The organism is Haloplanus salinarum (assembly GCF_009762275.1).
GTDB classification, from domain to species: domain Archaea; phylum Halobacteriota; class Halobacteria; order Halobacteriales; family Haloferacaceae; genus Haloplanus; species Haloplanus salinarum.
In genome coordinates, this window is sequence record NZ_CP034345.1 from 2,160,413 (window position 1) to 2,175,148 (window position 14,736).

The following is a 14,736-nucleotide window of genomic DNA, read 5'->3' on the forward strand; positions in this document are numbered from 1 at the left end:
CGAAGCCGGACGGCAAAGAGGTCGTGGGTCGAGTGAGGGTGTCGCGAGCGGGGACGGCGAAACTCACTCGGAGCCGACGACCCGCCCCGACCGTTCCTCGACGTCGAGTGCCCACACGTTGGGATGCTCCTGGAGGTCGTGTGCCGAGAGGAGGTCCGACTCGAACGCGTTGTCGGCCAACGCCGCCCGCGCGGCGTCCCACTCGCCGGGAGTGATCCGGTCGATCGGTCCCGCGACGATGACGCTCCGCCAGTTCCCGTCGGCGTCGACGTCGAAGGCGACGAAACTCGCCTCCTCGGACCGCTCGGCGTAGGTCTCCTTTCTGAGCTCCGCGGACCGGCCGACGAACAGGAAATAGAGGTGCTCCCCGTCGTAGCCGAACGACAACGGGACGCCGTAGGGGACGCCGTCGGCGCTCATCGAGAGCACCCCCACGCCGGTTCGTCTGAGGAACTCGTCGATGCCCGATTCGTCCATCTCCGACCCGAGCAGGGTTTCGTACGACGAACTCATGCCAAAAACGGTCAACGAGACGAAAGGAAAAGCTGGGGTGTCGTTTTCAGTCGGTGGGAACGGCACGGTCGAGGGTACGCGGGACGCCACACTCGGCGGCCCCGGAAGAGAAAGACCCAGGTAGCCGGTGGCGAAAGGGTCGGGTATGTACGTCGGCCGCTTCGTCGTCGTCGGACCGGGAATCGGCGCCTACCGCATCTCCTCCCGGTCGTTCCCGAACCGTCGGATCGTCGAACGCGACGGCACGCTCACCGTCGCGCCGACGCCCAAGGCCCCCGAGACGGACAACCCCTACGTCTCCTACAACTGCGTGCGGGAGAGCGAGGGCCGGGCGGTGCTCGGCAACGGCTCCCACGTCGATCCGGTGACGGAGAAACTCGACCTGGGCTACCCGGCGCGGGACGCGCTGGCGACGGCTCTCCTCTCGCTCGACTACGAGAAGGACGACTACGACACCCCGCGGATCGCGGGGGTCGTCGCGGACGACGCCGCGACGGTGGGTATCGTCCGCCGGGACGCGCTGGTGGTCGAACGGGTCGACGAACCGACCCTCGTCGCCACGTACGAGGAGGACCGGCCCCGACCGTTCGAGTTCGCGGCGGCGGACGCGGCGGCCGCGGCCCGCGAGGCGTACGACCTGGACTTCGAACACGCCGTCTGTGCGGCGGGGGTCGCCGTCGATGGCGGCGTCGAGACGGCCGTCGTCAACGGGGATTGAGTTCGCTGGCGTCGGCGACGGGCCGCGAGGTCGTACCTGTCGGGGGACGGCAACGCCTAACCGACCGGGACCGCAAGCGACGCCCATGCGTCTGGGCGTCGTCTCCGACATCCACGGGAACCGGATCGCGCTCGAAGCCGTCCTCGACGACATGCCGAGCGTCGACGGCCTCGTGTGTGCGGGCGACGTGGTCGGGTACAATCCCTGGCCGGCCGACTGCGTGGCGACCGTCCGGGAGCGGGGGGTGCCGACGGTGATGGGGAACCACGACCGCGCGGTCGCCCGGGACACCGCGTTCCGGTTCAACGCGATGGCGAAGGCGGGCGTCGATCACGCCCGCGCGGCCCTCGACGACGACGCCCTGTCGTGGCTGGCCGACCTGCCGCCCGAGCGGGTCGTCGCCGACGGGCGGGTGAAACTCGTCCACGGTCACCCCGAGGACCCCGACCGGTACACCTACCCCAAGGAGTTCTCGCCGCGGATGCTCGGCGACGAGGACCTGCTGGTGACGGGCCACACCCACGTCCAGGGCCACCGCGTCTTCGCGGACGGCGTCGTGATGAACCCCGGAAGCGTCGGCCAACCGCGGGACGGCGACCGGCGGGCGGGGTACGCGGTGGTCGAACTGACCGACGGGGCGGGTGGCGGGGCGGTGGCGGTCGAGGAACGGCGCGTCGAGTACGACGTCGACGCCGTCGTCGACGCGGTGCGGGAGGCGGGGTTGCCCGAGCGGATCGGGACGCGGCTGTACGAGGGGCGGTGAGGGGGGCGCTGGCCGGTCAGATCGTCTGTTCCTGGACGATTTTGAGCGTCTCCTCGCGGTCGTCCCAGTCGACGAAGATGGCGACCGAGGTGGCCGAGGTGATGAGGTCGTGGATGTTGATACCGGCCTTGGAGACGGGTTGGACGATATCGAGGATGATCCCGGGGCGGTTCGGGAGTTCGCCGCCCGTGACCCGGATGACGGCGAAGTGGCTCTCGACGGTCACCGAGGAGAGGGTCTCGTCCTCGACGACCCGTTCGTGGAGGACGTACTCGGCGTCCTCGGAGATATCCTCGTCGACGTAGAAGGTGACCGAGTCCATGCCGCTGGCGACGGCGTCGATGTTGATGTTCTCGTCGCGAAGCGACTGCGTGAGGTCGGCGAGGATGCCCGGCCGGTTCCGCAGGGCGCGGCCGGCGACGGTGATGCAGGCGAGGGGTTCGTCCTGCATGTCGATGAGGTTCTGGAACTGGCCCTCGATCTTCGTGCCGCCGGTCAGCAGGTCGCCGTGCTGGTAGTGGACGACCCTGACCGTCAGGTCCTCGTCCTTGTAGGAGAGGGCGCTGGGGGCGACAACCTCGGCGCCCCGGAAGGAGAGGTTCCGGAGTTCGTCGACGGTGATGTTGCCGACGTTGCGTGCGCCCTCGACGACCCGGGGGTCGCCGGTCATGACGCCCTCGACGTCGGTGACGATGACCACCTCGTCGGCGTCCATGAACTTGCCGAGCATCACGGCCGTGGTGTCGCTGCCGCCGCGCCCGAGCGTGGTCACCTTACCGTCGAGGGTCTGGGCCAGAAAGCCCGTGATGACGGGGACGACGTTGTCGAGGTCGTCGGCGAGGTCCTGGGCGCGTTGCAGCGTCTCCTCGGCGTCGACCTCGCCGTACTCGTCGGTGATGATCGGCCACGCCGCCGATCCGGGTTCGACGAAGGTTGCGTCGACGCCGCGGGAGGCCAGCGCCGCCTTCAGCATCCGGACGCTCGTCCGCTCGCCCATGCTGACGATCTCCGCGCGGTCGGGATCCTCGGCCTCGAAGGTGATCTCCTCTAAGAGTTCGTCGGTCGTCGATCCCATGGCGCTCGCGACGATGGCGACCTCGTGGCCCTCCGCGACGGCCTTCGCGACGGTGTCGGCCGCGCGTTCGATTCGGTCACCGCTGCCCAGCGAGGTGCCGCCGAACTTCGCCACTACGCGCATCGTGGAGCCTCCGCGGGTGCCGACCGGTACGCAATCATGGCAGGGGGTAGCGAGGTGGACGGTAATAACTGTGTTCACTCGCTCCGGGGCGTGATCCGGGCTTGGCCGGCGAGCCCGGTGTTTTTGTGCGTATGATTAGTATTATGACACTCTGGAACTCGACCATGGACGACCGACAAGAGACGACGAAGACCATCCGTCCGTACTGTGGCGTCGGCTGTGGCATCGCCGTGACCGACGACATGCGGTTCGTGCCGTGGGGGGACGCGCCGGTCAACGACGGTCGGATCTGCATCGAGGGGGGTGCGGCGACGGAGGTGGTCGAGCACGAGGACCGGCTGACCGAGCCGATGGTCCGGGACGGCGGCGACCTCCGCGAGGCGACGTGGGAGGAGGCCTACGGGCGGATCGTCGACGGGATGGAGCGCATCCGCGACGAACACGGGGCGGACGCCATGGGCTTTTACGGCTGATCGAACATTACAACACGGGGGCGATGACCAGGCGGTCGCCGACGCTCGACCGTCAGCATCCCGAGAACTTCGTCGACGTCCATCCCACCGACGCGGAGCGATACGGGGTCGGCGACGGCGACGTCGTGACACCCCGGTCGCGGCGCGGCGAGATCGACGTCGCGGCGCAGGTGACCGACGACATCAAGGAGGGTACCGTCTGGACGACGATCCACTTCGCGGCGTCGTCGGCCAACCGCCTCACCAACGACGTCCTCGACGAGCGTGCGAAGATCCCCGAGTACGAGGCGTCGGCCGTGGAGACGTCGGCGTCGAACCGGCGGAGGCGCCCGGCGACGACTGAGCGCCGCCGCCAACGATCCGCGAAGCGGCGGAACGACGGCGAGCGTTTAAGCGCCTCCCGCCGCTAGTGAGGGTATGGAAGTGCGCGACGCGGTCGAGGCCGACGCCGACGCGCTCTCGGCCATCGCGGACGTGCCGGCCGACGTGATCCGGAACCTGATCCACGACCGGACGGTCCGGGTCGCGGTGCGCGAACCGACGGCCGCGGGGCCGAACGCCGACGCCGACGACGGCGACGCCCGCGACGTGGACGGATTCGTCAGCTTCGACGTCCGGGAGGGGACCGTCCACGTGACACAGTTGGCGGGGACCGAGACGGCCTGCGAGCGGCTGCTCGGCGAACCCGTCCGCTTCGCCACGAACGAGGGGATGACCGTCGAACTGCTGGCGATCAGCGGCGACGACGGCGTCCAGGCGGCCGCCGAGGCGACGGGCTTCGAACGCGACGGCCACGGTCCGACCTTCGACGGGAAACCGACGGTTCGCTACCGGCTCGATCCGTCCTAGGGCCGCCGTCAGGCGAACTTCCGGACCGTCAGGTTCAGCGTGTCGAGGTCGACGATGGGGGCGAAGCCGGCGTCGGGGTCGATGTTGACGCTCTTCTGGAAGGCGGTCTGGGCCTGCCAGCAGCCGCTGTTGACCGCGAGGACGTTGTGGTACTTCCCGTAGCCGAGCTTGTGGACGTGTCCGGTGTGGAAGATATCGGGGACGTCCTCGATCACGAGGTAATCCCGCTCCTCGGGAGCCAGGCGCATGTGGCCGCCGTACTTCGGGGCGACGTGCCGTTTCTTCAGCAGGTGGTACATCGCACGGTGGGGGTCGTCGTAGCTCGCCTTCCCCTCGGGGAGTTCGGCGATCACCTCGTCGAGCGAGACGCCGTGGTACATCAGAACCGAGACGCCCTCGACGGTCACGGTCGAGGGGTTGCCGACGATCCGCGCGTCGTGGGCGCTCATGATGTCCCGGAGCTCCTCGTCGAAGGCCGGCTGGGGCTCCGCGAGCCGAACGGCGTCGTGGTTCCCCGGGATCATCACGATCTCCATGTCGCCGGGGACCGCCTTGAGATGCTCCGAGAACCGCTCGTACTGGTCGTAGATGTCGACGATATCGAGTTCCTCGTCCTGGTCGGGGTAGACGCCGACCCCCTCGACCATGTCGCCGGCGAGCAACAGGTACTCGACGGCCGCGGCCTCATCGGTGTGGAGCCAGTCGGCGAACCGCTCCCAGGCGTCGGCCATGAACTCCTGGCTGCCGACGTGGACGTCCGAGACGAGCGCCGCCTGCACGTGCCGGTCGGCCGTGTTCGGTCGGTGCGTCCGGGGTACGTCGGGGAAGTGGAGCGCGTCGACGAAGACGATGCCCGCGTCGTCGGAGAGGGTGCCCTCGACGGCGACACACTCGTCGAGGAGGAGTTCGTCCACCAGGTCGGCGATGTCCCGGTCCTTCGTGATCAGACAGGGGAAGGTCCCGGTCGTGTCCTCGAGTTCGACGATCCAGTGGCCGTTCGCCGAGGAGCGGACGTCGTTCACCAGTCCGATCATGGCCACGTCGCTCCCGCCGGGCATGTCGTCGATGGCCGACGCCGGACGGTGGTTCACCCGCCCCCGTAGCTGTTCCGAGAGCTTCTCGTACCGGTCACGGAACACGGAGACGAAGTCCCCGTACTCGCCGGTGCCGGTACTCCGGCCGGTGATGTCGCCGGCGACGTCCGGTTGCTGGGGTTGGCGGGTTGCCGTCCCCGACTCCGACCCCGTATCCAGCTCCGAAGACCCCTTTGTTTCGACTGGAGAACTACTTTCTGTCGCGGAATTTTTTGGTTTTTCCGGTGGAGTCGAAACGGCGGTGTTGTCGGCGGCGGCGTCCGGACGTTCGGGGTCGATGGCGTCGGCGGACGGAGGGGCGGCGGCCGCGTCGTCGCCGCCGGTCCCGGAAGCGGCGTCGGCCGACGACAGCGCCGACCGGACGTGGTCGGTCGTGAGTCGGAGCGCGTCGTCGGGGGCCGACTCGACGGCGGCGTCGAGGGCCGTCGCAGGGTCGGCGGCGCCCGCCAGGAGCGTCACCGCTTCCCGTTCGGCGTTGTAGCCACGGCGGGCGAGTTCCCGGACGATCCGGGCGGGCGTCTCGAGGGGCACAGGGGAGGCACGGGAAGCGCCGGCAAAAGGATGCTGGAAGCCCCCGGAGTCCAGAAGCTTCAACTCCGGTGACGGTAAACGGCAACCGATGAGTGCCGACGACGGTCCGCGGCCGTCCGACCGGGAGGCGGACCACGACGCCGAGGGACCGGGTCCGGCGGGACTGGCCGATCGGGCGGCGGACCACGACGCCGAGGGACCGGATCCTGCGGGACTGGCCGATCGGGCGGCGGACCAGGACACAGAGAGGTCGGACCCGGCGGGGCCGCTCGACCGGGTGGCCGGGAACGAGGGCCTCCGACTCGTCGTCCGCGAGACCGCGCTGAGCGTCGGTGCCGTGGTCGCCATCGGACTGTTGCTCTTTGCGATCAGCGGCGTGTGGCCGCCGATGGTCGCCGTCGAGAGCGGGAGCATGGAGCCACACATGCAGAAAGGCGACCTGGTCTTCATCACCGACACCAGCCGGTTCGCACCCGACGCCGCCCACGAAGGGACGGGCGTCGTCACCCGTGAGACGGGTCGCGAGGTCGGCTACTGGAAGTTCGGGGCCCACGGGTCGGTGATCGTCTACGACGAACCCGCCGACGCCGGACCACCCGTGATCCACCGCGCACAGTTCTGGGTCGAGGAGGGGGAGAACTGGTACGACCGCGCGAACCCCGACTACGTCACCGGGAGCGACTGCGGCGAGGTGCCGAACTGTCCGGCACCGAACGCCGGGTTCGTAACCAAAGGCGACCACAACGGGGCGTACGACCAGGTGAACGGGATCAGCAAGCCCGTCAAGCCGGAGTGGATCGTCGGGGTCGCCCGCGTCCGGATCCCGTATCTCGGCTGGGTGCGTCTCGGCGTCTCCGGGACCGTCCTCGGGACGACGACCCACACGGCGACGGGACCGACCGCCGCAGCCGTGACCGTCGACACCCCGACCGTCGGAGGCCCACCGGGGGTCGACCGAACGACGCCACGCCGGGTGTCGACGCCGTCGCCGGCGGCGCAGGCACCCACGCCGTAGCGCTGCCGCTCGGATCGGGTAGCGCGTTCGACGACGCAGTGCCCGTCGGCGACGACGCTCAGTTGTCGAACCGGGCCTGCACGAACGGCTGGGCGTTCTCGATGTCGCCGAGCCGGGAGTCGGAGAGCAGGACGGCCTCGGTCTCCTCGACGGGAACCGAGAGGCTGATCTCCTTGGTCCGCCCGTAGCGTCCCTTGCTCACCACGACGGCGTTGACGATGCCGAGCATGTCGAGTTCGGAGATGAGGTCGGTGACGCGCCGCTGGGTGAGGACGTCGGCGTCGATTTCCTCGCACAACCGCTTGTAGATGTTGTACACCTCGCCCGTGTTGATGTTGTGAACGCCGTTTTTCTCCAGGAGGATGATCGCGAAGAGGACGATCTTCGACTGGGTAGGGAGGGTGCGTACTACCTCGATGACCCGGTCGAGTTCGATCTTGTCTTGGGCCTGCCGGACGTGTCGCTCCTCGACGGTGTTGGCCTGTCCGCGTTCGGCGAGTTCGCCGGCGGTCCGGAGTAGATCGAGGGCGCGGCGGGCGTCGCCGTGTTCCTGGGCCGCGAAGGCGGCACAGAGGGGGATGACGTCCTCGGTGAGGGCGCCGTTCTCGAAGGCAACGTCGGCACGGTGCTGGAGGATGTCCCGCAACTGGTTGGCGTCGTAGGGGGGGAAGACGATTTCCTCCTCCCCGAGGCTCGACTTGACACGAGGGTCGAGGAAGTCGGTGAACTTCAGATCGTTCGAGATGCCCATGATCGAGATACGGGAGTTGTCGAGTTCGGAGTTCATCCGCGAGAGGTTATAGAGCGTGTCGTCGCCGGACTTCTCGACCAGTTTGTCGATTTCGTCGAGCATGATGACGACGACGCGTTCGTGATAGTCGACCGCCTCGAAGAAGGAACTGTAGACGCGGTCGGTGGGCCAGCCCGTCATGGGGACGGACTCCATATCCTCCCGGTCGGCTTCGAGCGTGTCGATTCGTTCGTCGATGGCGTCGAGGGAGTCGAAACGCGTGTCCGCGAGCGTGCGATCACCCTCCGTGACCGACGACCGGAGGGCCGCGAGGTCGTCGAGCCGTCCGTCGATGACGTCCCGGTTCTTCTCGATGAACTTGTTGGCGAGCTGTGCCAGGACGCGATACTGGGTGTCGGTCACCTCGCAGTTGATATACTCGACCTCGCAGGGAACGTCGTACTTCTGGGACGTCGATTCGAGTTCCTTGCTGACGAACTTCGCGCTCGCGGTCTTGCCCGTCCCGGTCTTCCCGTAGATGAGGATGTTCGAGGGTGTATCCCCCCGCAGCGCCGAGACGAGGATCGTCGCCATCTGATTGATCTGCTCGTTCCGGTGTGGCAGTTCGTGTGGCGTGTAGGAGGGGCGGAGCACCTCCTTGTTCTCGAAGATCGGCTCGCCGGAGAGGAGGTCGTCGAACAGTCCCTGGTTGTCGTCCTCGTCCTCGTCCTCGAGGACGTCGTCGATGTCGACGTCGCCGGAGATGTCGCTCGTCCGGTCGCGAGCGGGCGCGTCCAGATCGTGCTCCTCGGCGTCGACCTCGGAGCGATCGTCGGAAGGTGAGTCGTTCGCGTCCATTCGGTGAAACCCCGCCGTTTCCACTGGAAGACGCGCCGAGACGGGACGGTTCGGGTCGTTTTTCCCACCGCCGAACCCCTCGGCGCGTCCAGATGATCCAGGGGAAACAGAGGAGCAGGCGGTAGAAAAACCTTCCCCCTCGTCGGTCCTCGCGACCGGGAAGTCGCGAGAGCGTGTCTGCAGCCCGATGCATGGCGATTCGGGCGAAACCGGTCGTCGCCTATCACTCGTCCGACGGACGCAACCCGGGCCCGGGCCGGACCCCCCCACCCCTTCGTTTCGGGTGGAACGGTGAAAGAGGGGGTGGGGGTGAGAAGGGATTACTAGTACAGCAAGATATAAAAACAAGGCGATTAAACCATACCCGTACTCCATCTACAACTCTATTTTCACTAGGAGTGTGTGTGGATTCTAGGGATCGACCCGGCTTCGTGTCATCGAACCGCCATCGTCACCCGGTCCGTCGACCACGGGGCTGTCCGTCTCCACCCGAAACGAAGGGGTGGGGGGCGGCCAGTATCGTCGTCTCGGTCCCGTGATGCCGGTCGTTCCCGTCACCCGGGTTTCGTCGGCGGGCGGTCCGCCGTAGCCCGCGCGTTTCGCCGTCCGACGTCGCCCGCTACTGACAGGTCGGTTATGGTTGTCTGACGCACACTTAAGTGAACGCGGAGACCTTCATCCCGCATACGCCCTCTCGCGGCGGTAGACGGGAGGTGCGGGAGGATAGGATGGGACTGCTCACAGGACTCAGAGACAGCATCACACGAGTTACGGATCGACTGTTCTCGGCCAGTGATCCCAAGCGCATCGGGATCTACGGACCGCCGAACGCCGGGAAGACAACACTCGCGAACCGGATCGCACGCGACTGGACGGGGGACGCCGTCGGCCCGGAGAGTCACGTCCCCCACGAGACCCGTCGCGCCCGCCGGAAGGAGAACGTCGAGATCGAGCGCAACGGGAGTACGGTCACCATCGACATCGTCGACACTCCCGGGGTCACGACGAAGGTCGATTACAAGGAGTTCCTCGAACACGACATCGAGGAGGAGGACGCGGTTCGTCGCTCCCGCGAGGCGACCGAGGGGGTCGCGGAGGCGATGCACTGGCTCCGCGAGGACGTCGACGGCGTCATCTACGTCCTCGACAGTACCGAGGACCCGTTCACGCAGGTGAACACGATGCTTATCGGGATCATCGAGAGCCAGGACCTCCCGGTGCTCATCCTCGCGAACAAGACGGACCTCGAGGACTCGAACATCAAGCAGATCGAGAACGCCTTCCCGCAACACGAGACGATCCCGCTCTCGGCGCTGGAAGGCGACAACATGGACGAAGTGTACGACAAGATCGCGGAGTACTTCGGGTGATGAATCATGCCTGAAGCAACTCCGCCAGACGTCGACGGCGTCCAGATCGACCTCATCAGCGGGGCGCGGATGGAGGACCTCACGGGTATGGAGAAGATCCGCCTCATCCTCGACGGCGTCCGCGAGGGGAACATCGTCATCCTCGAGGAGGGGCTCTCCCCCGACGAGGAGTCGAAACTCATCGAGGTGACGATGACCGAGATCAGCCCCGACGAGTTCAACGGGATCGAGATCGAGACCTACCCCCGCTCCGAGACCGCGGACCGGAGCTTCCTCGACCGGCTGATGGGACGGGAGTCGACGAAGAAACTCACCGTCATCGGGCCGGCGAACCAGATCCAGACGCTCCACAAGGACGAGAACCTCATCAGCGCCCTCGTCTCACGCAAGTAATGCCCCACCAGTGTACGAACTGTGAACGCGTCTTCGCCGACGGGTCCAAGGAGATGCTCTCCGGGTGTCCCGACTGCGGGGGGAACAAGTTCCAGTTCAAACCGGACTCCGCGACCGAGACGCCGACGCTCGGCGACGAACCGGGGGGTGGCGGCGCCGACGCCGGAACGTCCACGGGAACGACTGCCGACACGTCACCCGCTCCCTCGCCGTCGCCCTCGGCCGGGGAGTCGACATCCGGGGGGACGGTATCGGCCGACGCCGATCCCGGCGCGGCCTCGGACTCGACGCCGGCCTCGGCGGACGACACGGCCGCCGGCACCGACGACGACCTCATCGAGGCCGAGTCCGACCCGAGCGCCCTCGAGGAGGACACCGCGCAGGCGGACGCCCGGAGCGACGTGGTCTCGCCCGACGAGCTCGACGACGCCGCGTCCCCGCCCCAGTCGGTCGACGACGCCGCCCACGCCGTCCCGCCGACGTCGGACGAGTCGCCGGGGATCGAGGACCTCCGAGCGGAGCTCAACGACCAGTTCGAGAGCATCAAGATCCTCGAACCCGGGCAGTACGAACTCAACCTGATGGAACTGTACGACCGCCAGGAGTGCATCATCTCCCTGCAGGAGGACGGCCACTACGTCATCGAGGTGGCCGACACCTGGCGCGACGACGCGTAACCCTTCCGCCGGATTCATCACTATCCGTCCCGTCCACCCCTCAGCGACGCTCGTTCCGACCGTCCCGTCGTGCCACCATCTCTTCCCGTTCTGTGCCACCGATCCACACCCCTTTGTTTCAACTGTAGTATACCCTCAGAGCCCCTTCGAAGCGATTTAATAGCGAGAACCGTGTGGACGGGAAACGAAGGTGTTTCGCCGGTCGGGCGTCGAAATCGCTCCCCGAGGTCGCAGTGCGTGGCGACAGAGACTACAACGTTTATGCGGGACCGCACCGATCCTCCGGTATGAGTCAGGCGACCAAGGTCGTGGTAGCGACGGTCGGCGTATCGGCGGTCCTCGCGGCTATCCTCGTCGTGGGTGCCCTGCTCGGGTGATGTTCGAGCGCCGGGCGCTCCCCGACCACCTGGAGGCCGTCCGTGAGCGACACGCTCCGGACTCGATCGTCCTCGACGCCGACACCGACTTCGAGACGCTGCCGCCGGCGACGGCCGAGGACCTCGGGTTGCTGGTCGACGCCCTCGATCCAGCGACCTACCCCGAATCGTGGGTGCCCGAGGATGCCCCTCGGCCGCTTCACCGGTACGCGGGTTCGGACTTTACCGTCGGCCTCCCGGGCGACGGGACGGTGATGTGGACCCGCCAGACCGTCCCCCCGACCGTCCTCGTGAAGGCCCGTGCGGCGGGTACGCCGGACGCCTTCCTCGAGTTTCTCCTCGCGGAGGCGTTCGTCCGGATCGGTCTCGACGTGCCCGAGTCGTTTCTCCCCTTCTTCGGGGACGCGTACCCCGACCTCGACGCGGCGATCCCGCTCGGACCCGCGGCGGTCTACCAGATCGCGGCGGCGCTCTACGAGGGGTGGCTCGGCCGCCGGACCCGACCGATCTTCGCCGACTGGGACGACGACCAGCCCCGCCTCCACGACGCGTGGGCCGACGCCGGCGACAGCCTCCGGGGCCGCGTCGCGGACCTCCCCGGCGCGGTCGCCCGCGGGGAGACGGAGTTCGCCGACGCGACCGAACTGGCCTGCTCGGCGATCAAGCACGGACTGGACCTGCCCGCCCCCTTCGCGGCCCTGGATACGACCGCCTACGTGGACTACGGCCCCGAGTACGCCGTCCGGTGGGCGGCGACGACCTTCGAGAAACTGAGCGAGGGGCCCGTCGACTGATACGGATTATTGTAACTGTTCACCGGTGGTTCGCCAGGAGTCCGGCGAACCACCGGCACTGACTTACAATGAACAGTATGACCCGTCAGGTGTCGAACGTCGCGGTGACGTCGCCGTCGACCCCCAGATCGAGGACGCCGTCGAACAGTTCGCGAAAGCGGGTCAGCGTCGCCTCGTCGTGGACCTCCTTCGAGAGGTGGAACAGGCCGACTGCGTCGTACTCCGCCAGCAGATCGAGGAGCTGTTTCGTCGCCTCGTACACCCGGTCCTCGTCCGCGTAGTACGCCATCTCGGTGAGCGAGTCGACGCTCACCCGCCGTTTCCCCTCGTGGCTCCCCAGGAAGGCCTCCGTCTTGGCGACGATGCCGTCGAGGTCGTCCGGCGAGGCGACGTAGTGGACGCGGTCCGAGGGGCGTCGGGAGTAGCCCCGTTCGACGGAGAGCGTATCCAGGATGTCCGCCCGGGACTCGTCGACGTCGTAGTGTTCGAGCTTCTGTTCGACCTCGCGAGCGGTGGTCCGGGTCGAAACGACGAGGAAGTTGTCCGTGTCGGTCTTCAGAAAGTCGGTGTCGATGCGGTCGGTCTCGCCGATGCTCGGGTGCAACAGGAGGATACCCGTCCCGCCGGGAATCGTCTCCGGCGCGCCGTCGATGGCGAGCGTGTAATCCATACCCGTCTCTCCGACCGAACGGACTTAAGACTGCGGGTGGCCGCCACGGACGATCAGAACAGCGAATCGGCCGTCGCGGCGCCGATGACGCTGAACACCGCGCCGACGCTGACGGCCTTGAGCGTCACTTCGACGGTACCGACCGCGACGGTGAGGCCGCCGACTCCGACCGTCCGCCCCGCCTCCCCGTCGAGGAACGTCCCGGGCGCCCCGAACGACAGGGCGAGGACGAGCACCGAGCAGTAGGAGACGAGGATCAGGGAGACGAACCGGAGCGGCACGCCACCGACCTCGGACTCGCTGTCGGGGTCCCGGTCGTCGGCCTTGTAGAGCGTCCCGTACCCGATCGCGAGGACGATCCCGACGGTCGCCAGCGCCTGTATCCACGTCATGTCGGCGGCCAGCGTCCACACCTCCTCCGTGACGACGAACGGGCCCGCTAGGAGGAACCCCCCGACGATCTGCTGGGCGGTGTCGGCCAACCTGAACCGCCGCGTCGCGCCGACCATACCCCCACCTCGCTCTCCCGCGGTAAAGGAGCGGTGTTTCCGCGTGTCCGTCCGCTCTTCGATGGCTCGCCGACGCGGTTCCGGGACCGCCCCGGTCGGCGGCTGGGAAACGACTTTCATTGCGCCCGCCGCAGGTGACGGCGTGACCCTCCAACGTCGATACGTCCTGGGTGCGCTCCTCGCCCTCCTGGCGCTCGTCGCCGGCGCCCTCCTCGCTGACGTGCTCGCGACGGTCTTTTTCGCCATCACCGTCGCCTACCTCCTCTTTCCCCTCCGCGAGGAGCTGACCCGCCGAGGGTTCTCGCTGTGGCGGGCCAGCTTCGTCACGACGCTCGTGGCCGCCCTCGCCGTCGTCGTCCTCGCCGCGCCGCCGGTGTTGGTGGTCGTCACCCGCATCGACGCCATCGTCGCCTTCCTCGCGGCGCTCCCACCGACTCTCTCGGTGGAACTCTACGGGCTCTCGGCGAGCGTCACCCTCTCACAGGCCCGGACCGTCGCCGTCTCCTTCGGCCGTCAGCTCGCCCGGTCCTTCGCCGTCGTCGCCCCCGTCCTCGCGCTCAAGCTGACGGTGTTCGGAATGGTGCTGTTCGCCCTCCTCTCCCGCCCGGCCGACACGCACCGGGCGACCCTCGCGGTCGTTCCGGCCGGCTACCGCGACGTGGTCCAGGCGCTGAGTCGACGGACCCGCGCCACCCTCTTCGGTATCTACGTCCTGCAGGCGGCGACGGCCGTCGGCACCTTCGCCGTCGCGCTCGTGCTCTTTTTCCTGCTCGGCTACCCCTACTTCCTCACCCTCGCCGTCCTCGCCGCAATCCTGCAGTTTCTGCCGGTGATCGGGCCGTCGATCCTGATCGCCGTCCTCGCCATCGCCCACCTGGCGGCCGGCGACCCCACCCGGGCCATCCTGGTGTTCGTCGCCGGATCGCTCCTCGTGGCCTGGCTTCCCGACGTGGTGATCCGACCCCGACTGTCCCGGGAGACCGCCGACCTGCCCGGGAGCCTCTATTTCGTCGGCTTCGTCGGCGGCCTCCTGACGGTCGGTGCCGTCGGGGTCATCGCCGGCCCGCTCGTCGTCGGCCTCGTCGTCGAGACGGCGGAACTCCTCTCCGCGGAACTCAACGACGTCCACGTCGGGGAGGAGTAGCACGTGCCGGATCGATTCGAGGGCTCGTTCGCTCCCGCTCACTCGGCCTCGCCTTTCTCC

Annotated in this window: 17 protein-coding genes and 1 pseudogene; 12 read left to right on the forward strand and 6 right to left on the reverse strand. The window is 67.8% G+C overall.

Features of this window, described 5'->3' with window-relative positions; all coding sequences use genetic code 11:
* Nucleotides 1-63: 63 nt before the first annotated feature.
* On the reverse strand, nucleotides 64-513 hold the full coding sequence (locus EI982_RS12455) for a pyridoxamine 5'-phosphate oxidase family protein (protein ID WP_157690007.1): 450 nt from the start codon (nucleotides 511-513) through the stop codon (nucleotides 64-66).
* Nucleotides 514-658: 145 nt separating this feature from the next.
* Here EI982_RS12455 and EI982_RS12460 point away from each other — a divergent pair, with 145 nt between their 5' ends.
* A complete protein-coding gene (locus EI982_RS12460) occupies nucleotides 659-1,231 on the forward strand; it encodes an IMP cyclohydrolase (RefSeq protein WP_157690008.1) in 573 nt (190 codons plus the stop codon).
* Nucleotides 1,232-1,316: 85 nt separating this feature from the next.
* Complete coding sequence (locus EI982_RS12465; RefSeq protein WP_157690009.1) at nucleotides 1,317-1,994, forward strand: metallophosphoesterase family protein; 678 nt, start codon at nucleotides 1,317-1,319, stop codon at nucleotides 1,992-1,994.
* 16 nt (nucleotides 1,995-2,010) lie between these two features.
* Here the strand turns inward: EI982_RS12465 and EI982_RS12470 are convergent, their stop codons facing one another.
* Nucleotides 2,011-3,192 carry an aspartate kinase gene (locus EI982_RS12470; protein WP_157690010.1) on the reverse strand — a complete coding sequence of 394 codons (1,182 nt, stop codon included), beginning with the start codon at nucleotides 3,190-3,192 and terminating at the stop codon, nucleotides 2,011-2,013.
* 164 nt (nucleotides 3,193-3,356) lie between these two features.
* Between EI982_RS12470 and EI982_RS12475 the strand changes: the two genes are divergently transcribed.
* The 3 genes and pseudogenes from EI982_RS12475 to EI982_RS12485 all read left to right on the forward strand — a co-directional run bounded on the left by EI982_RS12475 (nucleotide 3,357) and on the right by EI982_RS12485 (nucleotide 4,514).
* Nucleotides 3,357-3,665, forward strand: coding sequence for a molybdopterin-dependent oxidoreductase (locus tag EI982_RS12475; RefSeq protein ID WP_157690011.1), 309 nt, complete (start codon nucleotides 3,357-3,359; stop codon nucleotides 3,663-3,665).
* A pseudogene (locus tag EI982_RS12480) lies at nucleotides 3,659-4,008 on the forward strand (molybdopterin dinucleotide binding domain-containing protein); the annotation flags it as partial. The gene EI982_RS12475 and the pseudogene EI982_RS12480, both read left to right, overlap by 7 nt.
* Before the next feature lie 74 nt (nucleotides 4,009-4,082).
* Nucleotides 4,083-4,514, forward strand: coding sequence for a hypothetical protein (locus EI982_RS12485; RefSeq protein WP_157690012.1), 432 nt, complete (start codon nucleotides 4,083-4,085; stop codon nucleotides 4,512-4,514).
* An 8-nt stretch (nucleotides 4,515-4,522) separates the two neighbouring features.
* Here EI982_RS12485 and EI982_RS12490 read toward each other — a convergent pair whose 3' ends face one another.
* On the reverse strand, nucleotides 4,523-6,139 hold the full coding sequence (locus EI982_RS12490; protein WP_157690013.1) for a DNA-directed DNA polymerase II small subunit: 1,617 nt from the start codon (nucleotides 6,137-6,139) through the stop codon (nucleotides 4,523-4,525).
* Nucleotides 6,140-6,227: 88 nt separating this feature from the next.
* Between EI982_RS12490 and EI982_RS12495 the strand changes: the two genes are divergently transcribed.
* Nucleotides 6,228-7,154, forward strand: coding sequence for a S26 family signal peptidase (locus tag EI982_RS12495; protein ID WP_157690014.1), 927 nt, complete (start codon nucleotides 6,228-6,230; stop codon nucleotides 7,152-7,154).
* Between the two features lie 58 nt (nucleotides 7,155-7,212).
* Here the strand turns inward: EI982_RS12495 and EI982_RS12500 are convergent, their stop codons facing one another.
* Nucleotides 7,213-8,742, reverse strand: a complete 1,530-nt coding sequence (locus EI982_RS12500; RefSeq protein ID WP_157690015.1) for a Cdc6/Cdc18 family protein — start codon at nucleotides 8,740-8,742, stop codon at nucleotides 7,213-7,215.
* A 728-nt stretch (nucleotides 8,743-9,470) separates the two neighbouring features.
* On the opposite strand from EI982_RS12500, the gene EI982_RS12505 reads away from it, so the two are divergent.
* The 5 genes from EI982_RS12505 (at nucleotide 9,471) to EI982_RS12520 (ending at nucleotide 12,353) form a co-directional block, all read left to right on the forward strand.
* A complete protein-coding gene (locus EI982_RS12505; protein WP_157690016.1) occupies nucleotides 9,471-10,112 on the forward strand; it encodes a divisome-positioning GTPase DipA in 642 nt (213 codons plus the stop codon).
* A 6-nt stretch (nucleotides 10,113-10,118) separates the two neighbouring features.
* Nucleotides 10,119-10,505 carry a divisome-positioning protein B gene (locus tag EI982_RS12510; RefSeq protein ID WP_157690017.1) on the forward strand — a complete coding sequence of 129 codons (387 nt, stop codon included), beginning with the start codon at nucleotides 10,119-10,121 and terminating at the stop codon, nucleotides 10,503-10,505.
* Nucleotides 10,505-11,182, forward strand: a complete 678-nt coding sequence (locus tag EI982_RS12515; protein ID WP_157690018.1) for a divisome-positioning protein C — start codon at nucleotides 10,505-10,507, stop codon at nucleotides 11,180-11,182. Before EI982_RS12510 ends, EI982_RS12515 begins: the two co-directional genes overlap by 1 nt.
* Before the next feature lie 287 nt (nucleotides 11,183-11,469).
* Nucleotides 11,470-11,559, forward strand: coding sequence for a hypothetical protein (locus EI982_RS19245; RefSeq protein ID WP_420191796.1), 90 nt, complete (start codon nucleotides 11,470-11,472; stop codon nucleotides 11,557-11,559).
* On the forward strand, nucleotides 11,559-12,353 hold the full coding sequence (locus EI982_RS12520) for a DUF7089 family protein (protein WP_157690019.1): 795 nt from the start codon (nucleotides 11,559-11,561) through the stop codon (nucleotides 12,351-12,353). Before EI982_RS19245 ends, EI982_RS12520 begins: the two co-directional genes overlap by 1 nt.
* A gap of 85 nt (nucleotides 12,354-12,438) precedes the next feature.
* On the opposite strand, the gene EI982_RS12525 is transcribed toward EI982_RS12520, so the two are convergent.
* Together EI982_RS12525 and EI982_RS12530 are read right to left on the reverse strand one after the other, a co-directional pair.
* Nucleotides 12,439-13,023: a DUF7090 family protein gene (locus EI982_RS12525; protein WP_157690020.1), complete on the reverse strand. Its 585-nt coding sequence runs from the start codon at nucleotides 13,021-13,023 to the stop codon at nucleotides 12,439-12,441.
* A 53-nt stretch (nucleotides 13,024-13,076) separates the two neighbouring features.
* Complete coding sequence (locus EI982_RS12530) at nucleotides 13,077-13,532, reverse strand: DUF2391 family protein (protein ID WP_157690021.1); 456 nt, start codon at nucleotides 13,530-13,532, stop codon at nucleotides 13,077-13,079.
* 142 nt (nucleotides 13,533-13,674) lie between these two features.
* On the opposite strand from EI982_RS12530, the gene EI982_RS12535 reads away from it, so the two are divergent.
* Complete coding sequence (locus tag EI982_RS12535; RefSeq protein WP_157690022.1) at nucleotides 13,675-14,676, forward strand: AI-2E family transporter; 1,002 nt, start codon at nucleotides 13,675-13,677, stop codon at nucleotides 14,674-14,676.
* Nucleotides 14,677-14,736 lie beyond the last annotated feature (60 nt).